Annotated in this window: 20 protein-coding genes; 10 read left to right on the plus strand and 10 right to left on the minus strand. The window is 71.4% G+C overall.

Features of this window, described 5'->3' with window-relative positions; genetic code table 11:
- The first annotated feature begins 76 nt into the window (after positions 1-76).
- From glmU to AMK29_RS27375, 6 genes are all read left to right on the plus strand, one after another.
- On the plus strand, positions 77-1,522 hold the full coding sequence (glmU, locus tag AMK29_RS27350) for a bifunctional UDP-N-acetylglucosamine diphosphorylase/glucosamine-1-phosphate N-acetyltransferase GlmU (RefSeq protein WP_073818088.1): 1,446 nt from the start codon (positions 77-79) through the stop codon (positions 1,520-1,522).
- Between the two features lie 121 nt (positions 1,523-1,643).
- Positions 1,644-2,618, plus strand: coding sequence for a ribose-phosphate diphosphokinase (locus tag AMK29_RS27355; RefSeq protein ID WP_073818089.1), 975 nt, complete (start codon positions 1,644-1,646; stop codon positions 2,616-2,618).
- A gap of 251 nt (positions 2,619-2,869) precedes the next feature.
- Positions 2,870-3,460, plus strand: coding sequence for a 50S ribosomal protein L25/general stress protein Ctc (locus tag AMK29_RS27360; protein ID WP_073818090.1), 591 nt, complete (start codon positions 2,870-2,872; stop codon positions 3,458-3,460).
- Between the two features lie 149 nt (positions 3,461-3,609).
- Positions 3,610-4,206 (plus strand): aminoacyl-tRNA hydrolase, encoded by a 597-nt coding sequence (gene pth, locus AMK29_RS27365; RefSeq protein ID WP_073818092.1) that lies wholly within the window; start codon positions 3,610-3,612, stop codon positions 4,204-4,206.
- Positions 4,207-4,247: 41 nt separating this feature from the next.
- Entirely contained in the window at positions 4,248-4,691 is a 444-nt protein-coding gene (locus tag AMK29_RS27370) for a hypothetical protein (RefSeq protein ID WP_073818093.1), read from the plus strand.
- A gap of 124 nt (positions 4,692-4,815) precedes the next feature.
- Positions 4,816-5,610 (plus strand): LPXTG cell wall anchor domain-containing protein, encoded by a 795-nt coding sequence (locus AMK29_RS27375; RefSeq protein ID WP_073818095.1) that lies wholly within the window; start codon positions 4,816-4,818, stop codon positions 5,608-5,610.
- A 69-nt stretch (positions 5,611-5,679) separates the two neighbouring features.
- Here the strand turns inward: AMK29_RS27375 and ppc are convergent, their stop codons facing one another.
- Entirely contained in the window at positions 5,680-8,409 is a 2,730-nt protein-coding gene (gene ppc / locus AMK29_RS27380) for a phosphoenolpyruvate carboxylase (RefSeq protein ID WP_073818096.1), read from the minus strand.
- Between the two features lie 242 nt (positions 8,410-8,651).
- Here ppc and AMK29_RS27385 point away from each other — a divergent pair, with 242 nt between their 5' ends.
- The 3 genes from AMK29_RS27385 (at position 8,652) to AMK29_RS27395 (ending at position 12,256) form a co-directional block, all read left to right on the plus strand.
- Positions 8,652-9,653 carry an acyl-CoA desaturase gene (locus tag AMK29_RS27385; protein ID WP_073818098.1) on the plus strand — a complete coding sequence of 334 codons (1,002 nt, stop codon included), beginning with the start codon at positions 8,652-8,654 and terminating at the stop codon, positions 9,651-9,653.
- A complete protein-coding gene (locus AMK29_RS27390) occupies positions 9,653-10,336 on the plus strand; it encodes a TetR/AcrR family transcriptional regulator (protein ID WP_073818398.1) in 684 nt (227 codons plus the stop codon). Before AMK29_RS27385 ends, AMK29_RS27390 begins: the two co-directional genes overlap by 1 nt.
- A gap of 198 nt (positions 10,337-10,534) precedes the next feature.
- Positions 10,535-12,256 (plus strand): FG-GAP repeat domain-containing protein, encoded by a 1,722-nt coding sequence (locus AMK29_RS27395; protein WP_073818099.1) that lies wholly within the window; start codon positions 10,535-10,537, stop codon positions 12,254-12,256.
- 70 nt (positions 12,257-12,326) lie between these two features.
- On the opposite strand, the gene AMK29_RS27400 is transcribed toward AMK29_RS27395, so the two are convergent.
- The gene (locus AMK29_RS27400; RefSeq protein WP_073818101.1) at positions 12,327-13,160 is read right to left on the minus strand and encodes a trans-aconitate 2-methyltransferase; all 834 of its coding nucleotides are present in this window, start codon (positions 13,158-13,160) and stop codon (positions 12,327-12,329) included.
- 163 nt (positions 13,161-13,323) lie between these two features.
- On the opposite strand from AMK29_RS27400, the gene AMK29_RS27405 reads away from it, so the two are divergent.
- Positions 13,324-13,821: a MarR family winged helix-turn-helix transcriptional regulator gene (locus AMK29_RS27405; RefSeq protein ID WP_017241145.1), complete on the plus strand. Its 498-nt coding sequence runs from the start codon at positions 13,324-13,326 to the stop codon at positions 13,819-13,821.
- Here AMK29_RS27405 and AMK29_RS27410 read toward each other — a convergent pair.
- The 8 genes from AMK29_RS27410 to AMK29_RS27445 all read right to left on the minus strand — a co-directional run bounded on the left by AMK29_RS27410 (position 13,780) and on the right by AMK29_RS27445 (position 24,551).
- Entirely contained in the window at positions 13,780-14,571 is a 792-nt protein-coding gene (locus AMK29_RS27410) for a LuxR C-terminal-related transcriptional regulator (protein ID WP_198942348.1), read from the minus strand. The genes AMK29_RS27405 and AMK29_RS27410 overlap by 42 nt on opposite strands.
- Before the next feature lie 229 nt (positions 14,572-14,800).
- The gene (gene galK / locus AMK29_RS27415; RefSeq protein ID WP_073818102.1) at positions 14,801-15,940 is read right to left on the minus strand and encodes a galactokinase; all 1,140 of its coding nucleotides are present in this window, start codon (positions 15,938-15,940) and stop codon (positions 14,801-14,803) included.
- Positions 15,937-16,917, minus strand: coding sequence for a UDP-glucose 4-epimerase GalE (gene galE, locus AMK29_RS27420; RefSeq protein WP_073818104.1), 981 nt, complete (start codon positions 16,915-16,917; stop codon positions 15,937-15,939). Before galE ends, galK begins: the two co-directional genes overlap by 4 nt.
- Positions 16,914-17,960 (minus strand): galactose-1-phosphate uridylyltransferase, encoded by a 1,047-nt coding sequence (gene galT, locus AMK29_RS27425; protein ID WP_073818401.1) that lies wholly within the window; start codon positions 17,958-17,960, stop codon positions 16,914-16,916. The genes galE and galT overlap by 4 nt, the downstream gene beginning before the upstream one ends.
- A gap of 122 nt (positions 17,961-18,082) precedes the next feature.
- Entirely contained in the window at positions 18,083-18,766 is a 684-nt protein-coding gene (locus AMK29_RS27430) for a response regulator transcription factor (RefSeq protein WP_073818403.1), read from the minus strand.
- 227 nt (positions 18,767-18,993) lie between these two features.
- The gene (locus tag AMK29_RS27435; protein WP_073818106.1) at positions 18,994-20,811 is read right to left on the minus strand and encodes an outer membrane protein assembly factor BamB family protein; all 1,818 of its coding nucleotides are present in this window, start codon (positions 20,809-20,811) and stop codon (positions 18,994-18,996) included.
- 13 nt (positions 20,812-20,824) lie between these two features.
- Positions 20,825-22,633 carry an outer membrane protein assembly factor BamB family protein gene (locus AMK29_RS27440; protein WP_073818107.1) on the minus strand — a complete coding sequence of 603 codons (1,809 nt, stop codon included), beginning with the start codon at positions 22,631-22,633 and terminating at the stop codon, positions 20,825-20,827.
- A gap of 112 nt (positions 22,634-22,745) precedes the next feature.
- Positions 22,746-24,551, minus strand: a complete 1,806-nt coding sequence (locus tag AMK29_RS27445; protein WP_073818108.1) for an ABC-F family ATP-binding cassette domain-containing protein — start codon at positions 24,549-24,551, stop codon at positions 22,746-22,748.
- Positions 24,552-24,609 lie beyond the last annotated feature (58 nt).

The raw sequence follows: 24,609 nt of genomic DNA on the forward strand, positions 1-24,609 counted from the left end.
GACCCGCACTCATGTCCGCCCCCCGGCCCCCCGGTATCCTTCGTGCGTCCACCACCCAAAGCCGAAGGGCATTCCCGTGAGCGCCAATCGCCCGGCAGCCGTCGTCGTCCTCGCAGCGGGTGAGGGCACCCGCATGAAGTCGAAGACCCCCAAGGTCCTGCACGAGATCGCCGGACGGTCGCTCGTCGGGCATGTCGTGTCCGCCGCCCGGGAGCTGGAGCCCGAGCACCTCGTCGTGGTCGTCGGGCACGCCCGGGAGCAGGTCAAGGGGCACCTGGAGGAGCACTACGCCGGGACCCGGACCGCCGTCCAGGAGGAGCAGAACGGCACCGGGCACGCGGTGCGGATGGCCCTGGAGGAGCTCGGGCGGGCGCCCGAGGGGACCGTGGTCGTGGTCTGCGGCGACACCCCGCTGCTGTCCGGGGAGACCCTGCGGGCCCTGGCCGGTACGCACGCGGCCGACGGCAACGCCGTCACCGTGCTGACCGCCGAGGTGCCGGACTCCACCGGCTACGGGCGGATCGTGCGCGACGCCTCCGGCGCCGTCACGGAGATCGTCGAGCACAAGGACGCCTCCGAGGCGCAGCGCGCCATCCGTGAGATCAACTCGGGCGTGTTCGCGTTCGACGGGCAGCTGCTCGCCGACGCCCTGGGCAAGGTGCGGACGGACAACAGCCAGGGCGAGGAGTACCTCACCGACGTGCTGTCGATCCTGCGCGAGGCCGGCCACCGGGTCGGCGCCTCGGTGGCGGCCGACCACCGCGAGATCCTCGGGATCAACAACCGGGTGCAGCTCGCCGAGGCCCGTTCGCTGCTGAACCGGCGACTGGTCGAGCGCGCGATGCTGGCCGGTGTGACCGTCGTGGACCCGGCGTCGGTGTTCGTCGACGTGACGGTGACCTTCGAGCCCGACGCGGTGATCCTGCCGGGTACGCAGCTGCTCGGTGTCACGCACATCGGCGAGGACGCCGAGGTCGGGCCGAACACGCGTCTGAAGGACACCACGGTCGGCCGGGGCGCCCGGGTGGACAACACGGTGGCGGATTCGGCCGTCATCGGTGACAGCGCCTCCGTGGGGCCGTTCGCGTACCTCCGTCCGGGCACGAACCTGGGCGCGAAGTCCAAGGCGGGCACGTACGTCGAGATGAAGAACGCGACGGTCGGCGAGGGCACCAAGGTCCCCCATCTGTCGTACGTGGGCGACGCGACGATCGGCGAGTACACGAACATCGGCGCGGCAAGCGTCTTCGTGAACTACGACGGTGAGGCGAAGCACCACACCACGATCGGTTCCCACTGCCGGACGGGCTCGGACAACATGTTTGTGGCTCCCATCACGATCGGGGACGGTGCGTACACCGCCGCCGGGTCCGTGATCACGAAGGACGTGCCGGCCGGTTCGCTCGCCGTCGCCCGGGGCCAGCAGCGGAATATCGAGGGTTGGGTGGCACGGAAGCGGCCGGGAAGCGCCGCCGCGCAGGCCGCTCAGGCCGCCTCTGAGGACTCCGCCGGCGAAAGCTGACCGGAAACGGGTACGTCGAACTCGGCGTACCGTGATACGTGCACACAAATTCGGCTGGCTCGCACACGCGCACGACAGCTCGTGGATCGCGACCAGACAACACGTCTGAGGAGACAGTGCTGTGACCGGGATCAAGACGACCGGCGAGAAGAAGCTGATGCTCTTCTCCGGCCGCGCCCACCCCGAGCTGGCCGAGGAGGTCGCGCACCAGCTGGGCGTCGGTCTCGTTCCCACCAAGGCGTTCGACTTCGCCAACGGTGAGATCTACGTCCGCTTCCAGGAGTCGGCCCGTGGCGCGGACTGCTTCCTGATCCAGAGCCACACGGCTCCGATCAACAAGTGGATCATGGAGCAGTTGATCATGGTCGATGCTCTGAAGCGGGCTTCGGCCCGGAGCATCACGGTGATCATCCCGTCGTACGGCTACGCCCGTCAGGACAAGAAGCACCGTGGCCGCGAGCCGATCTCGGCCCGTCTGGTCGCGGACCTGCTGGAGACGGCGGGTGCGGACCGCATCCTGACGGTGGACCTGCACACGGACCAGATCCAGGGCTTCTTCGACGGCCCGGTGGACCACCTGTCGGCGCTGCCGGTGCTGGCGGACTACGTGGGTGCGAAGGTCGACCGCTCGAAGCTGACGATCGTGTCTCCGGACGCGGGCCGTGTGCGGGTCGCCGACCGCTGGTGCGACCGTCTGGACGCCCCGCTGGCGATCGTGCACAAGCGTCGTGACAAGGACGTCGCCAACCAGGTCACCGTGCACGAGGTCGTCGGTGACGTGAAGGGCCGCGTCTGTGTCCTGGTGGACGACATGGTCGACACCGGTGGCACGATCTGCGCCGCCGCCGACGCGCTGTTCGCGCACGGCGCGGAGGACGTCATCGTGACGGCCACGCACGGCATCCTGTCGGGTCCGGCGGCGGACCGGCTGAAGAACTCGAAGGTGAGCGAGTTCGTGTTCACGGACACGCTGCCGGTGCCGGGTGCGCTGGAGCTGGACAAGATCACGGTGCTGTCGATCGCGCCGACGATCGCGCGTGCGGTGCGTGAGGTGTTCGAGGACGGTTCGGTGACGAGCCTCTTCGAGGAGCACTGAGTCTCCCGAGCGTCGTGTGTAAGGGCCGTTTCCCCGTTCGGGGGAGCGGCCCTCCGCCGTGTTTCGGTGATCGAATTGGGTGGTAGGGGGGTCGGCCGGTAGACTGCCGTAGTTGCTCGGCGAGGGAGGCCGTACCCGTACGGATGTACAGGGTCACGGCGGTCCGTTATCGACGCGCTCTTCGTAGCAGGCCATCGCCAGTCGTGGCCGGGTGACCACTTTTTTCGTCACCTTTCTACGAGGAGTGCACCATGTCCGAGGTCAAGCTCGCCGCTTCCGTCCGTTCCGAGTTCGGCAAGGGTGCCGCCCGCGCCATCCGCCGTGACGGCCAGGTTCCGGCCGTCGTCTACGGCCACGGCTCGGAGCCGGCGCACGTGACCCTGCCGGCCCACGACCTGGCCCTGGCCCTGCGTACGCCGAACGTCCTGCTGTCCCTGGACGTCGACGGCAAGACCGAGCTGGCGATCCCGAAGGCCGTCCAGCGTGACGCCATCAAGGGCTTCCTGATCCACGTCGACCTGCTCCTCGTGCGTCGTGGCGAGAAGGTCACCGTCGAGGTCGTCGTCGAGACCGAGGGCGACCTGGCCCCGGGCAGCTTCCTGGTCGAGAACGTGCTGAACACGCTTTCCGTCGAGACCGAGGCCACGCACATCCCGACCTCCGTCACCGTCTCCATCGAGGGCCTGGAGGCCGGTAACTCCATCCTCGCCAAGGACATCGAGCTGCCGTCCGGCACCACCCTGGTGACCGACCCCGACGCCGTCGTCATCCAGATCCTGGCCGCGCAGGCCGAGGAGCCGGCCGCCGAGGGCGAGGCGGCCACCGAGGGTGCCGAGGCCTGAGCCTCGGGCTCTGCCTGACGGGCTCTGCCCGTCGTGACGGGGTGACGGGCCGGACGGCCCGTCACCCCGTTTCTCTTGTACGGAAGTACGGGAGTACGGATGACGGATGTACGGACGCGCGTGGACGGACACGAGGAGACCTGACGCACATGACGGACGACGCGAACGCCCCCTGGCTGATCGTCGGGCTCGGCAATCCGGGGCCGGAGTACGCGGCCAACCGCCACAACATCGGCTTCATGGTGGTGGATCTGCTGGCGGACCGGATGCGCGGCTCGTTCAAGCGGGCGCAGAAGGCGCAGGCGCAGGTGGTGGAGGGCCGGATGGGTCCGCCGGGGCCGGAGAGCCGTCGGGTGGTCCTGGTGAAGCCGATGTCGTACATGAACCTGTCGGGCGGTCCGGTGACGGCGCTGCGTGATTTCTACAAGGTGCCGACGGCGCGGGTGGTGGCGGTGCACGACGAGCTGGACATCGACTACGGGGTGCTGCGGCTGAAGATCGGCGGCGGGGACAACGGGCACAACGGTCTGAAGTCGATGACGAAGGCGATGGGTGCGGAGTACCACCGGGTGCGGTGCGGGATCGGGCGTCCGCCGGGGCGGATGCAGGTCGCGGACTTCGTCCTGAAGGACTTCTCGTCGGCGGAGCGCAAGGATCTGGACTGGTTCGTGGACCGGGCGGCGGATTCGGTGGAGTGCCTGGTGGCGGAGGGTCTGGAGCGGGCCCAGTCGGCGTACAACTCGTAGCCCTCTGGTCATCGGAACGTACGACTGTACGATCGCGGGTCATGACGCACGTCCGTAACGCCGCCATGGCCCTGGTCGCCCTTCTGCTGCTCGTCGCGGGCGCGTGGGCGTCCTGGAACTCGGCCCAGCACGTCCTGCTCTCCAAGGGCCGGGAGCACGGCACGCTGACGGTGACCGGCTGCGGCGAGGAGACGTGCAGCGGCCGGTACGCCCCGGAGGAACCCTCCTCGCCGCGGCGGACGCTGACGATCGCGCGATCGGTCGCGGCGGAGGAGGGCGCGACGATCCCGGTGGTGGTGAAGCCGGGGACGGACGAGGGTGTGCGGACGGGCTGGGGCGGCGGTCTGCACGCGTGGCTGCCGCTGGGCGGGGCGTTGTTGCTGGCGGCTCCGTTGATAGGGGGCGGGATGCGGCTGCCGCGGGTGGCGTGGTCGGCGGCGGCGGTGGGTGGTGCGCTGCTGGTGGCGGCGTTCCTGGCGCTGTGAGGGTGTCCCTCCGGTAGGGCCCGGTCGGTTTCCGGCTCTGGGTCAAGGCTCACTCACGGCGACGGATAGGCTGCCCCTCTGCCACCCCCCACGGCATCCCTCATCCACAGATGGACGATTGCTCATGCGACGCTCCCTCATTCCCGCCGCCGCGCTCGTCGCGGCCATGGCGGGCTCCCTCGTCCTGGCGCCGGTGGCCTCCGCCTCGCAGGGGCCGAAGCCGCTGCCGCTGCACCAGATCGAGGATCTTCCGCTGACCGCCGAGGAGTTCGGCGGCGACGGCGACTGCCCGCCGGTCCCCGCCGACAAGGACGGCTGGCACTTCGTGCTGCCCGGCAGCGGCAAGGGCGACGACTCCGCCGTCTTCACCAAGCTGACGGTCGAGTTCGAGCCGGGTGGCACCCAGACCATCACGGTCTTCGGTCCGCCGAGCGACAAGCACGCGTACGCGATCTCGGAGCCGGGCGCGAAGCTGGTCTCGGCCACGGCCGAGGTCTCCGGCGTGGTCGAGCAGGGCTGGTTCAACCTGTCGCACACCTGCGCGGCGGACACCACCACCCCGACCGGCACCCCCACCGGCACCCCCTCGGGGACGCCGTCCGGGACGCCGTCCGGGACCACCTCGGGCACACCGTCCGCCACCCCGTCCGAGACCACCTCGGGCACCCCCTCGGGTACGCCGAGCGCGTCCGAGTCCTCGACCGGGACCCCGGGCTCCTCGGAGACCCCCGGTGGTACCGGGTCGCCGTCCGCGACCGCCCCCGCGGGTGAGACCGGCGGCACCGGCGGTACCGGTGGCGACCTGGCCGAGACCGGTTCGAGCGCGCCCGTGGGCGTTCTCGCGGCCGTGGCCGTGGCCCTCGCGGGCGCCGGCGCGTTCCTGGTGACCCGCCGCCGCAAGGCGGCCCAGCAGGGCTGACGCACCCCGTCGTGACGGTGCCCCCGTGGAGAGTCTCCACGGGGGCACCTTCGTGTCGGCGGGCAGGTGTCAGCCGGTGTTGCGGAGACCGGCCGCGACGCCGTTGACGGTGAGGAGCAGGGCCCGTGCGAGCAGCGGGTCCGGCTCTTCGCCGCGCTCGGCGGCGCCGCGCTGGCGGGCGAGCAGGGCGACCTGGAGGTAGGAGATCGGGTCCAGGTAGGCGTCGCGGATGGCGAAGGTCTGCTGGAGGACCGGGTTGGAGTCCAGGAGCTTCTCGCCGCCGGTGATCTTGAGGACTTCGGCGACGGTGAGCGCGTGCTCGGCCTCGATGGTGTCGAAGACGTGCTTGAGCTCGTCGGGGACCAGGGTGTCGACGTAGTGGCGGGCGATCCGCAGGTCGGTCTTCGCGAGCGTCATCTCGACGTTGGAGAGGAAGTTGCGGAAGAAGTGCCACTGCTCGTACATCTCGCCGAGGACCGGGTCGAGTCCGGCCTCGCGCAGGGCCTTGAGGCCGGAGCCGACGCCGAACCAGCCGGGGACGATCTGCCGGGACTGGGTCCAGCCGAACACCCAGGGGATGGCCCGCAGGCCGTCGAGGGAGACGCCCGAGCCGGGGCGGCGGGAGGGCCGCGAGCCCAGGTGCAGGTCGGCGAGCTGGTCGACCGGGGTCGAGGCGAGGAAGTACGTCGGCAGGTCCGGGTCCTCGACGAGCCTGCGGTACGCGGTGTGGGCGGCGTCGGAGACGGTGTCCATGGCCGCGTCCCAGCGGGCGAGGGACTCGTCGGACTGGCGCGGGGCCGTGTGCAGGGCGGAGGCCTGCAGGGTGGCGGCGACGGTCAGTTCGAGGTTCTCGCGGGCGAGCGAGGGGATCAGGTACTTGTCGGAGATGACCTCGCCCTGCTCGGTCACCTTGATCTCGCCCTCCAGGGTGCCCCAGGGCTGCGCGAGGATCGCGTCGTGCGAGGGGCCGCCGCCGCGGCCGACGGTGCCGCCGCGGCCGTGGAAGAGGCGGAGGCGGACGCCGTAGCGGTGGGCGACGTCGCGCAGGCGCCGCTGAGCGCGGTGGATCTCCCACTGGGAGGTGGTGATGCCGCCGAACTTGGAGGAGTCGGAGTAGCCGAGCATGACCTCCTGGACGTCGCCGCGGAGCGAGACGAGGCGCCGGTAGGAGGGGTCGGCGAGCATGCCGTCGAGGATGACGTCGGCGGCCTTGAGCTCGTCGGTGGTCTCCAGGAGCGGCACGATGCCGATCTTGGCCCAGCCGGCGTGGAGGTCGATCAGGCCGGCCTCGCGGGCGAGGACGGCGGCGGCGAAGACGTCGTCGGCGCCCTGGCACATCGAGATGATGTACGACTCGATGACCTCCGGGCCGAAGCGCTCGAAGGCCTCCTTGATGGTGTGGAAGACGCCGAGGGTCTTCTCGCCGGCGGCGTCCAGCGGGGCCGGGGTCGGGGCGAGGGGGCGGCGCGAGCGCAGCTCCTTGGCGAGGAGCTTCTGCCGGTAGTCGCGCGGCATGTCGGCGTACCGCCAGGACTCCTCGCCGAGGCGGTCGAAGAGCTGGCCGAGGGCGTGGTGGTGGGCGTCGGCGTGCTCGCGGACGTCCATGGTGGCGAGCTGGAGGCCGAAGGCCGACAGGGTGCGGATGGTGCGGTCCATCCGGCCGTCGGCGAAGAGGCCGCCGCGGTGCTCGCGCAGGGAGGTCTGGATCAGGGTGAGGTCGCGGACGAGTTCGGCGGTGCCGAGGTAGTCGCGGCCGTCCTGGTGCGGGGTGCCGTGGGCGAGGCGTTCGCGGGTGTTGACGAGCTTCTGCCGGATGCAGGTGGCCTTGAGCCGGTAGGGCTCCTCGGCGTTGAGGCGCTTGTAGCGGGGGCTGATCTCCGGGAGGAGGTCCAGGTCGTGCTGGAGGGAGTCCAGGAGTTCCTGGGTGGCTCCGGTGTAGCGGATGGAGTTGGAGAGGAGTCCCCGGAGGTGGTCGACGAGTTCGAGGGCGTCGGTGATGCCGTGCTCGTGCTGGAGGATCAGGACGTCCCGGGTCACCTGGGGGGTGACGTTGGGGTTGCCGTCGCGGTCGCCGCCGATCCAGGTGCCGAAGGTGAGCGGGCGGGTGCCGGAGGGCAGTTCGACGCCGACGCGCTCCAGCTCGGCGGCGAGGTCCTCCAGGACGTCGCCGACGGCGTTGGCGTGCAGCTCGTCGAGGTAGTAGATGGCGTTGCGGGCCTCGTCGGCGGGCTCGGGGCGGACGACCCGGAGCTCGTCGGTCTGCCAGATGAGGTCGATGTTCTCGGCGAGCCGCAGGTCGACGCGGCGCCGGTCGGCCTCGATGACCGGGGTCTCCAGGAGGGCGGCGATCCGGCGGAGCTTGTTGAGGACGGAGCGGCGGGCGGCCTCGGTGGGGTGCGCGGTGAAGACGGGCCGTACGTTGAGGTTCCGGACCGTCTGGCGTACGTGCTCGGGGTCGCCGTCCTTGAGCATGTCGGCGGTGCGGGCGAGGAGGCCGCCTTCGGCGGCACGCTTCTCGCGCATCTCGCGGCCGCGGTGGACCTGCTCGGTGACGTTGGCGAGGTGGAAGTACGTGGAGAAGGCGCGGACGAGCTTGGCGGCCGTCTCGAGTTCGACGCCGCGGAGCAGCTCGGCGGCGGCCTCGCCGTCCTCGCGGGTGAGGCTGCGGACCCGCTCGACGAGGTCGAGGAGGTCGTGGCCCTCCTGGCGGACGAGGGTCTCGCCGAGGAGATCGCCCAGTCGGCGGATGTCGGCGCGCAGCTCGGCGCTGGCGGTGGGGGTCTGGTCGGCACTGCTCACAGGTGCGGCTCCTTGCAGTGTTTGAGCACGTCTGGAGGGGTACTGGAGGCTTGCGGACCGCGCTGTCCGACGCACCCAGGATAGGTGTCCGTCTTCTCGGTGGCGGCCTCGCCCCTCTTGCCGCGCGCCCCGGCGCTGCCATACTTACGACGCCGTAGGTTACGGAGTCGTAGCCTCGCTTGTGTATCGCGGTATTTTCGCCCGTTTTCCCCCACCCTCACCCTCACCCCCAGGGGACACCCATGACCACTAGCCCAGAGGTGACGTCGTCCTCCGAGGCGCCCACGTCACCCGATGCGCCGGACGCGGCCGGGGCCCTGCCCTCGGCCACGCTCGGCGGGGACAGCAAGGGTTCGATCGAGCAGGTCACGCTGCTCCTCTTCATCGTGGTGCCGTTCGTGGCGCTGCTCGCCGCGGTGCCGCTGGCCTGGGGCTGGGGGGTGAGCTGGCTGGATCTCGGGTTGATGGTGGCGATGTACTACATCGGCTGCCACGGGATCACGATCGGTTTCCACCGGTACTTCACGCACGGTTCGTTCAAGGCGAAGCGGCCGCTGCGGATCGCCCTGGCGATCATGGGGTCGCTGGCCGTGGAGGGGCCGCTGGTGCGCTGGGTGGCGGATCACCGCAAGCACCACAAGTTCTCGGACGCGGAGGGCGACCCGCACTCGCCGTGGCGGTACGGGGAGACGGTCCCGGCCCTGATGAGGGGCCTGTGGTGGGCGCACATCGGGTGGATGTTCGACGAGGAGCGGACGCCGCAGCACAAGTACGCCCCGGATCTGATCAGGGACCCGGCGATCCGGGGGATCTCGCGCCACTTCCTCTCCTTCACGATCCTGTCGCTCGCGATCCCGCCGCTGGTGGGCGGTCTGGTGACGATGTCGTGGTGGGGCGCGTTCACGGCGTTCTTCTGGGGCTCCCTGGTGCGGGTGGCGCTGCTGCACCACGTGACGTGGTCGATCAACTCGATCTGTCACGCGGTGGGCAAGCGTCCCTTCAAGTCGCGGGACCGCTCGGGCAACGTGTGGTGGCTCGCGGTCCTTTCGTGCGGCGAGTCCTGGCACAACCTGCACCACGCGGACCCGACGTCGGCGCGGCACGGGGTGCTGCGCGGCCAGGTCGACTCCAGCGCGCGGCTCATCCGCTGGTTCGAGCAGCTGGGCTGGGCGTACGACGTGCGCTGGCCGGCGAGGGAGCGCATCGAAGCCCGCCGCCAGAGCGCGTCCGCAGACGCGGCATGATGGAAGACGTGGCGATCGACGGCAGGACCAGCGGTACGGGCAGCGGCGAGCAGAAGCCCCGGCGTGGGCGCCGGGTGCGGATGACGGGCGCGGAGCGCCGGGAGCAGCTGCTCGACATCGGCCGCACGCTGTTCGCCGCGAAGGGCTTCGAGGGCACGTCGGTGGAGGAGATCGCGGCGAAGGCCGGGGTCTCCAAGCCGGTGGTGTACGAGCACTTCGGGGGGAAGGAGGGGCTGTACGCGGTCGTGGTCGACCGGGAGATGCGCCAGCTCCTCGACGGGGTGACGGGCGCGCTGACGGCCGGGCATCCCCGGGAGCTCCTGGAGCAGGCGGCGTTCGCGCTGCTCGACTACATCGAGAACTACACGGACGGCTTCCGGATCCTCGTACGGGATTCGCCGGTGGCTCAGTCGACGGGGACGTTCGCGTCGCTGATCAGTGACATCGCCACGCAGGTCGAGGACATCCTGGGCCTGGAGTTCAAGGCCCGCGGTTTTGATCCGAAGCTGGCTCCGCTGTACGCGCAGGCCCTGGTGGGCAGTGTGGCGCTGACGGGCCAGTGGTGGCTGGACGTCCGCAAGCCGAAGAAGGCGGAGGTCGCGGCGCATCTGGTGAACCTGGCGTGGCACGGTCTGGACGGCCTGGAGGCGAAGCCGCGGCTGATAGGGCACCGGAAGGCCTGACCGGAGCGGTTCCGGAAGGTAAAGCTCTGGCGTGCGCTTTCCGCGAGGGTAGACTCGCGTTCAACATCCGGGGGGGGTGTTCCGCCGTTCGGGCGAGGTCGTCCGCGTGCGCGTCCGCGTGCACCGACGCCGTCCGGGCCCCCGCGCGAGCCCCCGGCCCGGGTTCCGTGTGCACTCTGATCCCTGGGGGGGATCTTCTTGTTCTCTTCTCGCTTCACCCGTGCCCGCCGTCTGGCGGCGTGCACGGCTCTCGCCGTCTCCGCGGGCATGCTGCTCGCGACTCCCGCGTCGGCCGGTTCCCCGGCGCCGCGCCCGCACGCCGAGGCGGACCGTCCGGCCGCCGCGCTGCCGCTGATGCCGCGCACTCCCGCCGCGAAGGCCGACGCCCGCGCGGCGGCGACCGAGGCCGACGAGCCGGTGGTCGCCGGGCCCCGTTCCGACGTCGACGGCGACGGCTTCAGCGACCTGGTCGTCCGTGAGCCCGACGGCACGCTGGCGTTCGTCACGCCGACCACTGCGACCGATTTCCTCCGTACCGGAGGGGTGGACCAGTTCGTCCAGGACATCGTCCCGCTGGGCGACCTGGACCTGAACGGCGGCAAGCCGGAGATCCTGACGCTGTCGGTGCTCGGCGCCGTCGAGCTGTACGGGGACGCCTCCACGACCGACGTCGCGCAGCGCCGCTGGTACGGCGGCGGCTTCAGCATCTACAACAAGCTCTTCTCGCCGGGCGACGTGGACGGTGACCGCCGCGCCGACCTGATGGCCCGCACCCACGACGGTTCGCTGTTCCTCTTCCTGGCCTCCGGCGACCGGACGTATCCGTTCCAGGAGCGGGTCCAGGTCGGCTACGGCTGGCAGGTCTACGACCAGATCGTCGGCGTCGGTGACAACGACGGCGACGGCAAGGGCGACGTCATCGCCCGTACGCCCGCCGGGAACCTGAACTTCTACGGCAGCACCGGCAACCCGCTCAAGCCGTTCAAGGCGCCGCGGAGCATCGGCTTCGCCTGGGACATGTACAACCAGATCCTGCCGGTGGACGACCAGGACGGTGACGGCGACACCGAGGTCTGGGCGCGGCTGAAGGACGGCACGCTGCGGGCGTACGGCGGCTCGGGCACCGGCTCCTACGACACGCTCGAGACGATCAGCGACCCCGGCGGCTGGGCCGGCGTCTCCCAGTTCGGTGGCGCGGGCAACATGCCCGCCCAGGGCAAGGAGGAGATGCTCGCGATCGACAAGGCGGGCGTCCTGTACTGGTACCACACCCTCAACAACGGGAAGCTGAGCACGCGTCAGCAGCTCGGCACCGGCTGGGGCGGGGTGAACCTCACCAACGTCTCCTCGTTCGACCCGAACGGCGAGTCGGACGTCGTGGAGATCTACGCCGGCCGGCTGTACGTCGAGGGTGACGACTTCGGCGGCGGCTGGAACGCGTTCAACCTGCTCGCCGGTCCGGGTGACCTGAACATGGACGGTTCGGGCGACCTGCTGGCCCGCGACCGGTCCGGCAACCTGTACCTGTACCCGACGACGCGCACCGGCTCCACGTTCCACGCCCGGACCCTGGTGAGCGGTGGCTGGCAGACGTACAACTGGTTCTTCGGCGCCGGTGACTACACCAACGACGGCCGGGCCGACCTGCTGGCCCGCACCACGACCGGCACGCTCTACCTGTTCCCGGGTACGGGTGTGCGGGCGAAGCCTTTCAAGCCGAGGATCAAGCTGGGCGAGGGCTTCAACGCCTACTCCAAGCTGGTCGGCACGGGTGACCTGACGGGTGACGGCAAGGGCGACTTCGTCGCGGCCACGCCCGGCGGCGACCTGTACCGCTTCGACGGCGGCGCGGCGAAGAACTACTTCGCCCCGCGCGTCAAGATCGGCTACGGCTACCAGACCTACCGCGGTCTGTACTAGTCGTACCGAGCACCACACGTCACCGTGAACGCCCCGCACCGGTCCTCCGGTGCGGGGCGTTCCGCGTGGGTCAGGCGCCGGTGCGGGCGATCACGAAGACGCGGCGGAACGGGAAGACCGTGCCGTGCGGGCCCGGCGGGTAGGCCTCGCGCAGGAGGGCGCGGTACTGGCCGAGGAAGGCGTCGGCGGCCTCCCGGTCGTCGCCCAGGGCGGTGAGGACGGGCCGCAGGGCGGTGCCCTTGACCCAGTCGAGGACGGGGTCCTCGCCCTGGAGCAGCTGGCAGTACGTGGTCTCCCAGACGTCCGTCTCGCAGCCGAGGTCGGCGAGGCGGGTGAGGTAGTCGGCGGTGTCGAGGATGTGGACGAAGCGGCGGCCCTGGTCGCCGACGCGGTCGCGCCACTCGGGGGTCTCGCAGAGTTCGCCGAGCAGGGCGTGGCTGGGCGAGGTGAAGTTGCCGGGGACCTGGAAGGCGAGGGTGCCGCCGGGGCGCAGTCCTTCGATCCAGCGGGGGAAGGACTCGGGGTGGTTGGGCACCCACTGGAGGGCCGCGTTGGAGACGATCAGGTCGTAGGGCTCGGTGGGGGTCCAGTGGGCGGCGTCGGCGGCCCGGAAGTCGAGCCAGCCGCCGCCGTGGGTGGTGCCGGCCCAGTCCTTCTCGGCGCGTTCGAGCATCTCGGGCGAGAGGTCGAAGCCGGTGATGTGGGCGTCGGGCCACCGGTCGGCGAGGAGGGCCGTCACGTTGCCCGGGCCGCAGCCGAGGTCGGCGATCCGGGCGGGCCGGCCGCGGGCGGGAAGATCCGGTATTCGGGCGAGCAGGTCGAGGAACGGGCGGGTGCGGTGGCCGGAGTGACGGAGGTACTGCTGCGGGTCCCACGTGGGTGCGGCGGATGCCACGGAATGCATGTTCGAAGCCCCCTTGCTGGAACGAAAGACCGAAGCGGAACGGAGTTCCGGCCGGGTCCCTTCCCCATAGTCCAGCCGAATATATCTCGATATCAAGATGCTTGACGTCGATAAACTCGAACACAAGAGACTTTATGTCAACAGACCCTTTACACTGATCGTCATGGAGGACGAGGTCGACCGACTGGTCGCAGCATGGCGCCGTGAGCGCCCCGACCTCGACGTGGAACCGCTCGAGGTGCTCAGCCGCGTCTCCCGCCTCGCCCGGCACCTCGACCGCGCCCGCCGGCTCGCCTTCTCCGAGCACCAGCTGGAGCCCTGGGAGTTCGACGTCCTGACCTCCCTGCGCCGGGCCGGCGCGCCCTACCAGCTCTCCCCCGGCCAGCTCCTGACGCAGACCCTGGTCACCTCCGGCACCATGACCAACCGCATCGACCGGCTCACCAAGAAGGGCCTCGTCGAGCGGCTCCCCGACCCCAGCGACCGGCGCGGGGTCCTCGTCCGGCTCACCCCGGAGGGCCGTGACCGCGCCGACGAGGCACTCGCCGGGCTCCTCGCGCAGGAGCGGGCCATCCTGGCCCAGCTCTCCCGCGCCCAGCGCGGCGAACTGGCCGCGCTGCTACGCCGGCTGACCGCCCCGTTCGACAACATCCCCGGCTAGCGGGGCCTCACCCAGCTGCGCCGGGCCGACGCCCGCCCGGCGGGCCAGCGCCACCGCCGCCAGGGTCGAGTGCACACCCAGCTTCCCCAGCACGTTCTGCATGTGCGTACGGACCGTGTGCGGCGACAGGAAGAGCCGCTCGGCGACCGCCTTGCGGCCGAGGCCCGCGACCATGCAGCGCAGCACCTCCCGCTCGCGCGGGGTCAGCGACTCCACGAGCCGCTCGCTGTCCGTGCGGTGCTTGCGGGCCGCCGTCAGCTCCCGCAGGACGCCGGTGAGCAGCGCCGGCGGCAGATGGGTCTCGTCCCGCAGCACACCCCGGACGACCGCGAGGAGCCGCTGGAGGGAGCAGTCCTTGGCGACCCAGCCGGAGGCGCCCGCCTGGAGGGCGAGGGCGGCCCGCCGCGGGTCGTCCTTCTCCGCGAGGACGACGGTACGGACCGCGGGCTGGACCTGCCGCACCCCGGCCACCAGGGAGATCCCGTCGACGGCGCCCTCGGCGTCGTCCGGCACCGCCCGGGCCACGAGCGCCCCCTGGGGCGCCGCGCCGAGCTCGGCGTCGACGAGCAGCACGTCGAACCTGCGTCCCTCCGTGACACCCCGCTCCAGGCAGCGCAGGGCGGCCGGGCCGCTTCCCGCGGCGGCGACGTCGACGTCGGGCTCCGCGGCGAGCGCGGCGGCCAGTGATTCGGCGAAGACGCGGTGGTCATCCACCACCAGGACACGGATACGTGCCACGGACACCCCCAAGGGTCGAGGAACGGACCGACGCGGGCACGGCGCCGGGGGCGGGCCCGTCGCTCGCGCGGCCGCCGCCGTGCGATGACGAATACCCCGCTCCCCCGCGCCGTACCCGACCGGGTCTCGCCCCCTGAACAGCACCGGCCCCCACCGGCGCTGCCCCTCAGAGTAGGGCGGGGGCGGGGCGGTGGGGGCCGTTTGGCGGAACTGTCCGAAGTCGTGCGTACCTGATGGGTGATCAGAGCCGGCGGGCACCCGCCGCCGGCACGGCCGGGAAGACACCGGGGGTCGCGTATCCGGCCGCGGCGAAGGCCTTCACGACGGCGGCCGCGACCTCGTCGGCCCGGTCGGTGTCGACGAGGACGAGGGCCGAGCCGCCGAAGCCGCCGCCCGTCATCCGGGCGCCGAGCGCCCCGGCGGCGTTCGCCGCCTCGACGACGAGGTCCAGTTCCGGACAGGAGACGCGCAGGTCGTCCCGGAGGGAGGCGTGCCCCTCGGTGAGGACGGGACCGACGGCGCGGGTGTCCCCGGCGTCGAGGAGCGCGATCGTCCGCTCCACCCGCGCGTTGTCGGTGACGACGTGCCTGACGTACCGCACAGTCGTCTCGTCGCTCAGACGTCCGAGGCTTTCGGGGAGATGCGCGGCGCTCACGTCGCGCAGGGCCTTCACCCCGAGCGCCCGCGCGCCCGCTTCACAACCGGCGCGCCGGTCCGCGTACGCGCCGTCCCCGAGCGCGTGCTTCACGCGGGTGTCGACGACGAGCAGCCGCAGCCCCTCGCGCGCCAGGTCGAAGGGGACCTGGCGGAAGGAGAGGTCCCGGGTGTCCAGGTGGAGGGCGTGGCCCTCCTCGGCGCAGGCGGAGGCCATCTGGTCCATGACCCCGCAGGGGACGCCGACGAAGGCGTTCTCGGCGCGCTGGGCGAGCCGGGCGAGCTCGGGCCGGGAGAGGCCGAGCCCGAACAGGTCGTTCAGGGCGAGCGCCGTGACGACCTCGAGGGCCGCGGAGGAGGAGAGTCCGGCGCCGGTCGGCACGGTCGAGGTGAGGTGGACGTCCGCGCCCGTCACCGGGTGTCCGGCCTCCCGCAGGGCCCAGACGACGCCGGCGGGGTAGGCGGCCCAGCCGCCGCCGGAGAGCGGTTCGAGGGCGTCGACCCCCAGCTGGACGATGCCGCCGTCGATGTCGGCGGAGTGCAGGCGCAGCACGCCGTCGTCGCGGCGGGAGACGGCGGCGACGGTGGTGTGCGGCAGCGCGAGCGGCAGCACGAAGCCGTCGTTGAAGTCGGTGTACTCACCGATGAGGTTGACCCGCCCGGGGGCGGCCCAGACACCGTCGGGGGCGGCGCCGTACAGCGCCTCGAAGTCGGCGGCGACGCTCACGGGCGTGCTCCTTCCTGCTGCTGCGCGAAGGCCCAGGCGTCGGCGACGACGGCCGCGAGGTCGGGCCGGGACGGCGTCCAGCCGAGGCGCTCGCGGGCGGCCTCGGCGGAGGCGACGAGGATCGCGGGGTCTCCGGGGCGGCGCGGCGCGGTGATCTCCGGGACGGGGTGGCCGGTGACCTTGCGCACGGTCTCGACGACCTCGCGGACGGAGAAGCCGTTGCCGTTGCCGAGGTTGCAGATGATGTGCTCGTCCGGGGTCATGGCGTCGAGCGCCAGGAGGTGGGCCTCGGCGAGGTCGGCGACGTGGATGTAGTCGCGGACGCAGGTGCCGTCCGGGGTCGGGTAGTCCTCGCCGTACACGGAGATCGCCTCGCGGCGGCCCAGGGCGACCTGGAGGACGAGCGGGATCAGGTGCGACTCGGGCTCGTGCCGCTCGCCGAGCGAGCCGTACGCCCCGGCCACGTTGAAGTAGCGCAGCGAGACGGCGGCGAGCCCGTGGGCGGCGCACTCGGCGCCGATCATGTGGTCGACGGCCAGCTTGCTCGCCCCGTAGGGGCTGGTGGGGGCGGTCGGCTCCGACTCGGTGATCGGCACGGTCCTCGGCTCGCCGTAGGTGGCGGCGGTGGAGGAGAAGACCAGCTTGCGGACCCCGGCGGTGCGCATGGCGGCGAGCAGGGCCAGGGTGCCGCCGACGTTGTTCTCCCAGTACTTCTCGGGCTTGGCGACGGATTCGCCGACCTGGGAGAAGGCGGCGAAGTGCAGGACGGCGTCGTAGCCGGGGTCCAGCCACTTCGCCGCGTCCTGGATGCGGCCCTGGACGAACTCGGCGCCCTCCGGGACGGCCTCGGCGAAGCCGGTGGAGAGGTCGTCGAGGACGGTGACCCGGTGGCCGCGCTCCAGGAGGTGGGCGGCGACGACGCTGCCCACGTATCCGGCCCCGCCCGTCACCAGGTACTTCTTCGCGTCCGTGCTCACTTGGCGGTCGCCACCTCTCGCAGTCGTCGGGCCGCGTCCTCCGGCCGTACGTCGTTCATGAACGCGCCCATGCCGGACTCGGTGCCCGCGAGGTACTTCAGCTTGCCGGAGGCCCGCCGGACGGTGAAGAGCTCGAGGTGCAGTCCGAAGTCCTCCCGCCGGGCGTCCGTGAACGGCGCCTGGTGCCAGGCGGCTATGTAGGGCGTCGGCGGCTCGTCCGGGCCGAAGATCCGGTCGAAGCGTCTCAAGAGTTCCAGATAGACCTGTGCGCACTCTGTGCGCGCCGCGCCGTCGAGGGCGAGGAGGTCGGGCACCCGGCGCTTGGGGTGGAGGTGCACCTCGTACGGCCAGTGGGCGGCGTACGGGACGAAGGCGATCCAGTGCTCGGTCTCCAGGACGATCCGCTCGGCGTCGGCGCGCTCCCGCTCGATGACGTCGTCGAAGAGGTTCCGTCCGGTCTCGGCCCGGTGCTCGTCGAGCCGGCGGCGCATGGCGGCCGTACGGGGGGACACGTACGGGAAGGCGTAGATCTGTCCGTGCGCGTGGGGCAGGGTGACGCCGATCTCCGCGCCGCGGTTCTCGAAGCAGTAGACCTGCTCGACGCCCGGGAGCGTGGCGAGCGCGGAGGTGCGGTCGGTCCAGGCGTCGAGGACGAGGGCGACCCGCTCCTCGGAGAGGTCGGCGAAGGACGCCGTGTGGTCGTCCGTGAAGCACACGACCTCGCAGCGGCCGACCCCGCCGGAGAGGGACGGGAAGCGGTTCTCGAAGACCGCGACCTCGTAGCTCTCCTCGGGGATCTCGCTCTCCCGGCCGTCGCGGGCGGGGCAGAGCGGGCAGGCGTCGGCCGGCGGGTGGTACGTGCGGGCCTGGCGGTGCGAGGCGATGGCGACGGGGTCGCCGGTGAGGACGTCGTACCGGATCTCGGACCGGGAGACGACGGCGGTCAGGGGACGGGGGTCGACGGCGTCGCGGACGGTGCTCTCGTCCGCGTCGTAGTAGATCAGTTCGCGCCCGTCGGCGAGTGTGGTGACGGTCTTCTTCACGGCGATGCCCTCCGGGCGGATCAAACAGAACCACGCACAAGGAATCATATTCCAACAACACCGTCAACGACAGAGCTCCGGTCCCGCCACCTGGCGGGACCGGAACCCCGGAACACCTCGGATCAGACCGGCCGCCGCGGCCCCGGCACCGCACGGTCGAGCAGCCCCGTACGGGCCGCGAGAGCCGCCGCCTCCAGGCGCGAGCCGACCCCCAGCTTCATCAGGACCCGCTGCACATGCGTCCGTGCCGTGCTCGGCGCGATCCCCATCCCCGCCGCGATCAGCTGGGTGTCCTCCCCCTCCGCGACCCGGACGAGGACCTCCACCTCCCGCTGCGTGAGCAGCCGCAGCAGCCGCAGCCCCTCGTCGTCCGGCTGCGCCGAGGGATGCAGAAGCTCCGCGAACGCCGCCCGCAGCAGCTGCGGCGCCACCGCCGTCTCCCCCGCCCGCGCCTTCACGAGCGCCCGCTCCACGCCCTCGATCCGCTCGTCGTGCCGGACGTAGCCCGAGGCCCCGGCCGCGAACGCCGCCGCGATGCCCCGCGGCGAGGGCACGGGACCCAGCACCACCACCGCCACCTGCGGCCGCTCCCGCTTGATCCGTACGACCACGTCGAAGGCCCCCGGCTCGGCGGGCGCCGCCGTGCCCAGGAGACAGACCTCGGGCGCCCGGCTCACCACCAGCTCCGCCGCCCCCGCCACCGGCGCGGCCGCCGCGAGCACCCGGTGCCCGCGCAGCTTCAGCGCCGAGGCCAGTGCCTCCGCGAGCAGGCGGTGCTCGTCCACCACCACGAGGCGTACGCCCATCCCGGTCATCCCCCATCCTCCGTGCCCGCCGTCCCCCGGCACGCCTGACCCGGCAAGGTACACGCTCCCCCGCCCCCTGCCGAGCCAACCGGATCATCCGCCGACGCGACACGACGTCACATCACCCGCACCGGTGACACGGTGGCGCCGGATCAGCCGGGCGGCATGACGGTGCGGGCCCCTCCGGCATGCCGGAGGGGCCCGCACCTGACGCCGTTCCGCGGGTGTCAGCCCTTGGCGTTGTACGAGACGGCGAGGTGCTCCTGGTAGGAGGCGCCGCCGTCACGGGTCTTGCTCACGTACGTCCGCGACAGGAAGAACCGGCCGTCACCGTAGAGGTACTCGCTGCCGGTGACGCCGAAGCTCCGCTCCGTCTCCCGGATCGACTTCTCCGACGGGTTCTCCAGAAGGAGGGTCTCCTTCATCGTGCCGCCGTTGATGGACACGACCCGGCCGCCCTTGTCGTACGGGGGCACCTTGTACGCGATCAGGTCGCCGCCGTCCATGCGCAGCGGGACCAGCGTGTACTTGTCGCCCGCGTCCGCCTTCTCCGGCACCGTCCGGCCGGTGGCCAGGTCGAAGGCGATGATCTCGTTCGTCTCGTCGCCGTACTCGCCGCTCGCGCCCTCGTGCTCCTCGGTCGGCACGTAGAGCCGGCCGTTCCCCACGAGCGCCTGCGTGCAGGACTCGACCTTCGTCGAACGGCAGCGGGCCGCGTACTGGTCGGCGTCCGCCGTGATCTTCGCCTTCAGCTTCCCGGTCTTCTCGTCGATCGAGAAGAAGTCCGAGATGCCGCTGCCGTCACCGGCGCTGTCGCCGACGTCGGCCGCGACGACCAGGGGCTTGGTGGACACCACCGACGCGTACTTCACACCGGTCGGCATCTTGTACTGCGAGAGCGGCGCGCCCGTCGTCGGGTCCAGGTTCTGGATCATCACGTACTGGCTGTCGTACGAACCGCACTTGCGGACCGCGACGAGGCCCTCGCCGCCGCCGTACCCCAGGTCGTAGCAGCTCTGCTTGTCGGGCTGCGGCTTCCAGCGCGCGTTGCCGTTGGCGATGTCGAAGGCCGCGCCCCCGTCCGTGCCGCCGGCCGCGACCGTCTTCCCGCTCAGCGTGATCTCGCTGAACCGGGCCTTCTGGTCACCGGCGGACCCACCGGTGACCGAGGTGGACCACAGCAGCTTGCCGGTGTCGAGGTCGACCATGCCGACCTCGGTGCAGAGCTGGTAGTAGCGCGGCGCCACGCGCTTGCTGGCCTCGAAGAGGATCGGCACCTTGTGGTCGGCGGTCATGTGCCGGGACGCGCCGCAGACCTGACCGGTCAGCGGGAGCGTCCACAGGACGGTCCCCTTGTCCAGGTCGTAGCCGACGACGGAGTTCACGCCCGTCTTCACGAACGCCTTGTCGGTGATCCAGGAACCCGACACGTCGGTGGTGTCCGGCACCTTCGGCAGGGCGAGCCGGAAGGCCTGCTTCGACTGGGTGACCGCCGGCGCCTTCTCCTTGCCGCCGCCCCCCAGACCGTTCGAGCCGCCGCCGGACCCTCCGTCGGTGCCCTGCGAGGTTCCGGCCGTGCCCTTCGCCTCGCCGCCCGGGTCCTCACCGCCGCCGGAGTTGGCGTACCAGATGCCCGCGCCGACGATCAGGACGACGGCGACGCACGCCGCGATGATGATCTGGAGCTGCGCCGACAGCTTCTTGCCACCGCCCGGCGCCGGGGCCGGCTGCTGGTAGCCGTCGTAGGCGGCCTGGGGCTGGGTCGGGTAGCCGTACGGCGGCTGGACCGGCTGCTGGTAGCCGCCGTAGGGCTGCTGCGGCTGCTGCGGCGCCGTCGGGTAGCCGTACGGCTGCTGCGGAGGCGCAGGCGGCTGCTGCGGATAGCCGTAACCCTGGTCCGGCTGCTGCGGGTAGCCGTACCCCGGCTGCTGCTGCGGGTAGCCGTAACCAGGATCGGGCTGCTGCTGCGGCGGGGGCGTCGGCGCGCCGAAGCCACCCTGCGGGTCCGGCGGCTGGTTCGGCGGGGGCGGGGGTGGCTGCGTCATCGGTCCGTGTACCTCACTTGCTGAAGGCCATCATCGTCTTGACCTGCTTCTCGGCCTCGTCGTTGGTGGCGGACACGCGCCCGCTCGCCACCACGAAGGTGCCCGCGCCGTAGGCGTAGCCCGCGCTGTAGAAGCTGCTCTCGACCTGCGCCGACGACGCCGGGTGCTGGAGCAGGATCTTCGGCGCGCCGCCGGTCGGGGCGATGGTCGCGACGGCGCCGCCCGTGTCGTACGACGGGTCGACGTAGACCAGGACCTGGCCGCCCTCCATGCGCAGCGGGATCATCGACTGCTTGCCGGGAGCCTTGGAGCGCCACTTGGCCTTGCCGGTCTTCAGGTCGAAGGCGATGACCTCGTTGGGCGTGCCGTACGAGGTCTCGGTGGCCATGTAGAAGGTGTTCGCGTCGGCCGCGACACCGGTGCAGCCCTCCAGGTTCCGGCCGAAGATGACGAACCCGCCGCCGCACGACGGGGCGAACTTGTCCTTGCCGCCCTGGATCTGCGAGCGGAGCTTGCCCTTCGCGTCGAGGGCGAAGATGGTCCACTTCTTCTGCTCGCGCTGGGTGGCGGAGACGACCAGCGGGTCGACCGAGTAGACCTTGTCGACCTCCCAGTTCGCCTCCAGCTGGAAGGTGTACAGGGGCTTGCCGGTGGCCGGGTTGACCCAGCCGACCGCCTGGACCTTCTTGGCCGTGCTGCCCGAGGGGCAGTCCATGGCGGCGATCAGCCTGCTGCCGCCCGCGTACGCGAAGGGCTTGCAGCCGCTGGTCGGGCCGGTGAACAGCTGCTTGCCGTCGGCCAGCGAGAAGCCGTAGGCGCTGCTGGTGCCCGCCACCGTGACCGTGTTGCCGCTGATGGCCAGGGTGTTGTCGGAGAAGGCGAACAGGCCCTTGGGCTTGGGCACGGCCTTCTTCCAGCCCGCCTTGCCCGTCTTCAGGTCGACCATCTGCAGCTGGCTGCACTTGGCGCCGTCCTTGGCGCTCTCGGCGTAGCCGAAGACCATGACGCCGTTCGCCGACGGGTTCGCGGGCGCCGCGCACAGCTCGAACGGCAGGTCGACGTTCCACTTGGTGGAGCCGTCGCTCAGGCTGTAGCCGGAGACGCTCTTGTACATGGCCTTGACGACGGTGTCGCCGACGATCCACGGGCCGAAGACGTCGGCGCCGTTGCGGGGCAGGTCGACGTTGTTCTTCAGCAGCCAGTTGATCTTGGCCTCGCCGTCCTTGCGGCCGGCGTTGAGGTCCTCCTCGCCGTTGGCGCCGTCTCCGGAGCCGTCGCCCTTGTCCACCGACTCGGTGGGCGCGGGGGCCGCGGAGGAGGTGGCGGTCGTGGGCGGACCGGCGACCGGGTCCTTCTCGTCGTCCCCGCCGACGACGGCCCAGGTGGTGACGGCGGCCACCAGGACGGCAGCGGCGGCCACGGCCGCGACGACACCGGTCCGGCCCTTGAGCCCGCCGCCGGACGGCGGCGGGGTCGGGGCGCCCGGGTAGCCCGGCTGGGTGGGGTAGCCGCCGTACGGGTTCTGCTGCTGGCCGTACGGGCCCGGCTGCTGCGGATAGCCGGGCTGGCCCTGCTGCGGGTAGCCGTACGGCTGCTGCGGCGGCTGCCCGTACGGGCCGGGGGCCTGCTGCGGGTACCCGTAACCGGGCTGCGGCTGCTGGCCGTACGGGCCGGGCGCGGCCGGCGGCGTGCCGGGCGGGGACTGCGGCGGCGCGGGCGGCACGGGCGGCATGCCCGGGGGCTGCCCGTGGTGGGGACCCTGGTTCGGGTCCTGAGGGGCTCCGAAGCCCCCCGGCGGCTGGTTGCTGGGCGGCTGGGTCATCAGCGGTTCCCCCTTGACGTGAACGGGTTTTCTTTCTACCACTCACGCCGTGGCGCAAAAGCGACCGGTCCGACCCTTGTACCCAAGGGAGGACCGGCCTGTGATGCCCTTGTTATGCGTCCTCGGCCAGTTCGAGCCAGCGCATCTCCAGTTCCTCGCGCTCGGCGACGAGTTCCCGCAGCTCCGCGTCGAGCTTCGCGACCTTCTCGAAATCGGTGGCGTTGTCGGCGATCCGCGCGTGCAGTGTGGCCTCCTTCTGGGAGACCTTGTCGAGCTGCCGCTCGACCTTCTGCAGCTCCTTCTTGGCGGCGCGGGCGTCCGCGGCGGAGACGCCCGCCTTCTGCGGGGCGGCCGCGGCGGCGGGCGCCGGAACGGACGCCTCGATCATCTTCCGGCGCCGCTCCAGGTACTCGTCGATGCCGCGCGGCAGCATCCGCAGGGTCCTGTCGCCGAGCAGCGCGAGCGTCTTGTCCGTGGTGCGCTCGATGAAGAACCGGTCGTGGGAGATGACCACCATGGAGCCCGGCCAGCCGTCGAGGAGGTCCTCCAGCTGGGTCAGGGTCTCGATGTCGAGGTCGTTGGTGGGCTCGTCGAGGAAGAGGACGTTCGGCTCGTCCATCAGCAGGCGCAGCAGCTGGAGACGGCGGCGCTCACCACCGGACAGGTCGCCGACGGGCGTCCACTGCTTCTCCTTGGTGAAGCCGAACTGCTCACAGAGCTGACCGGCCGTCATCTCGCGGCCCTTGCCGAGGTCGACCCGGTCACGGATCTGCTGGACGGCCTCAAGGACCCGCAGACTCCCGGGGAGTTCGGTGACGTCCTGGGAGAGGTAGGCGAGCCGGACGGTCTTGCCGACGGTGACGGAGCCGGCCGCGGGCTGGATCTCGCCCTGGCTGACGGCGGCGTCGGCGAGGGCCCGCAGGAGTGAGGTCTTGCCCGCGCCGTTGACGCCGACGAGACCGATGCGGTCGCCCGGGCCGAGCTGCCAGGTGAGGTGCTCCAGGAGCGTCTTCGGACCGGCGGTGACGGTCACGTCCTCCAGGTCGAAGACCGTCTTGCCGAGGCGGGCGTTGGCGAACTTCATCAGCTCGGAGGTGTCGCGCGGCGGCGGCACGTCGGCGATCAGCTCGTTCGCGGCCTCGATGCGGTAGCGCGGCTTGGACGTACGGGCGGGGGCGCCGCGCCGCAGCCAGGCCAGCTCCTTGCGCATAAGGTTCTGCCGCTTGGTTTCCTCGGTGGCCGCGATCCGCTCGCGCTCGGCGCGCGCGAAGACGTAGTCGGAGTAGCCGCCCTCGTACTCGTGCACGTCCCCGCGCTGCACGTCCCACATGCGGGTGCAGACCTGGTCGAGGAACCAGCGGTCGTGGGTGACGCAGACGAGCGCCGAGCGCCGGGTCTGGAGGTGCTGGGCGAGCCAGGCGATGCCCTCGACGTCGAGGTGGTTGGTGGGCTCGTCGAGGACGATCAGGTCCTGGTCCTCGATGAGGAGCCGGGCGAGCGCGATGCGCCGCCGCTCACCGCCGGAGAGCGGGCCGATGACGGTGTCGAGCCCGTGCTCGAAGCCGGGCAGGTCGAGCCCGCCGAAGAGCCCGGTGAGGACGTCCCGGATCTTGGCGCTGCCGGCCCACTCGTGGTCGGCCATGACGCCGATCACCTCGTGCCGGATGGTGGCCTTCGGGTCGAGCGAGTCGTGCTGGGTGAGTACGCCGAGGCGCAGTCCGCCGCTGTGCGTGACCCGGCCGGTGTCGGCCTCCTCCAGCTTCGCCAGCATCCGGATGAGGGTGGTCTTGCCGTCGCCGTTGCGGCCCACGACCCCGATCCGGTCCCCTTCGGAGACACCGAGCGAGACCCCGTCGAGGAGGGCACGGGTTCCGTACACCTTGCTGACGGCCTCGACATTGACCAGGTTGACGGCCATTTCACTCCTGTACGGGGGGATCGTTCGACATCCCAGAGTAGACGGTGGCCCGCCCCCT

The sequence above is a fragment of the Streptomyces sp. CB02261 genome (genome assembly GCF_001905665.1).
GTDB lineage: Bacteria > Actinomycetota > Actinomycetes > Streptomycetales > Streptomycetaceae > Streptomyces.

Bases quoted from the DNA above. Each gene is read 5' to 3' on its own strand.
- AMK29_RS27435 (WP_073818106.1), bottom strand. From the start codon at position 20,811: ATGACGCAGCCACCCCCGCCCCCGCCGAACCAGCCGCCGGACCCGCAG.
- AMK29_RS27360 (WP_073818090.1), top strand. From the start codon at position 2,870: ATGTCCGAGGTCAAGCTCGCCGCTTCCGTCCGTTCCGAGTTCGGCAAG.
- AMK29_RS27390 (WP_073818398.1), top strand. From the start codon at position 9,653: ATGGAAGACGTGGCGATCGACGGCAGGACCAGCGGTACGGGCAGCGGC.
- AMK29_RS27445 (WP_073818108.1), bottom strand. From the start codon at position 24,551: ATGGCCGTCAACCTGGTCAATGTCGAGGCCGTCAGCAAGGTGTACGGA.
- AMK29_RS27430 (WP_073818403.1), bottom strand. From the start codon at position 18,766: ATGGGCGTACGCCTCGTGGTGGTGGACGAGCACCGCCTGCTCGCGGAG.
- AMK29_RS27405 (WP_017241145.1), top strand. From the start codon at position 13,324: ATGGAGGACGAGGTCGACCGACTGGTCGCAGCATGGCGCCGTGAGCGC.
- AMK29_RS27385 (WP_073818098.1), top strand. From the start codon at position 8,652: ATGACCACTAGCCCAGAGGTGACGTCGTCCTCCGAGGCGCCCACGTCA.
- AMK29_RS27375 (WP_073818095.1), top strand. From the start codon at position 4,816: ATGCGACGCTCCCTCATTCCCGCCGCCGCGCTCGTCGCGGCCATGGCG.
- AMK29_RS27440 (WP_073818107.1), bottom strand. From the start codon at position 22,633: ATGACCCAGCCGCCCAGCAACCAGCCGCCGGGGGGCTTCGGAGCCCCT.
- AMK29_RS27370 (WP_073818093.1), top strand. From the start codon at position 4,248: ATGACGCACGTCCGTAACGCCGCCATGGCCCTGGTCGCCCTTCTGCTG.
- pth (WP_073818092.1), top strand. From the start codon at position 3,610: ATGACGGACGACGCGAACGCCCCCTGGCTGATCGTCGGGCTCGGCAAT.
- AMK29_RS27400 (WP_073818101.1), bottom strand. From the start codon at position 13,160: ATGCATTCCGTGGCATCCGCCGCACCCACGTGGGACCCGCAGCAGTAC.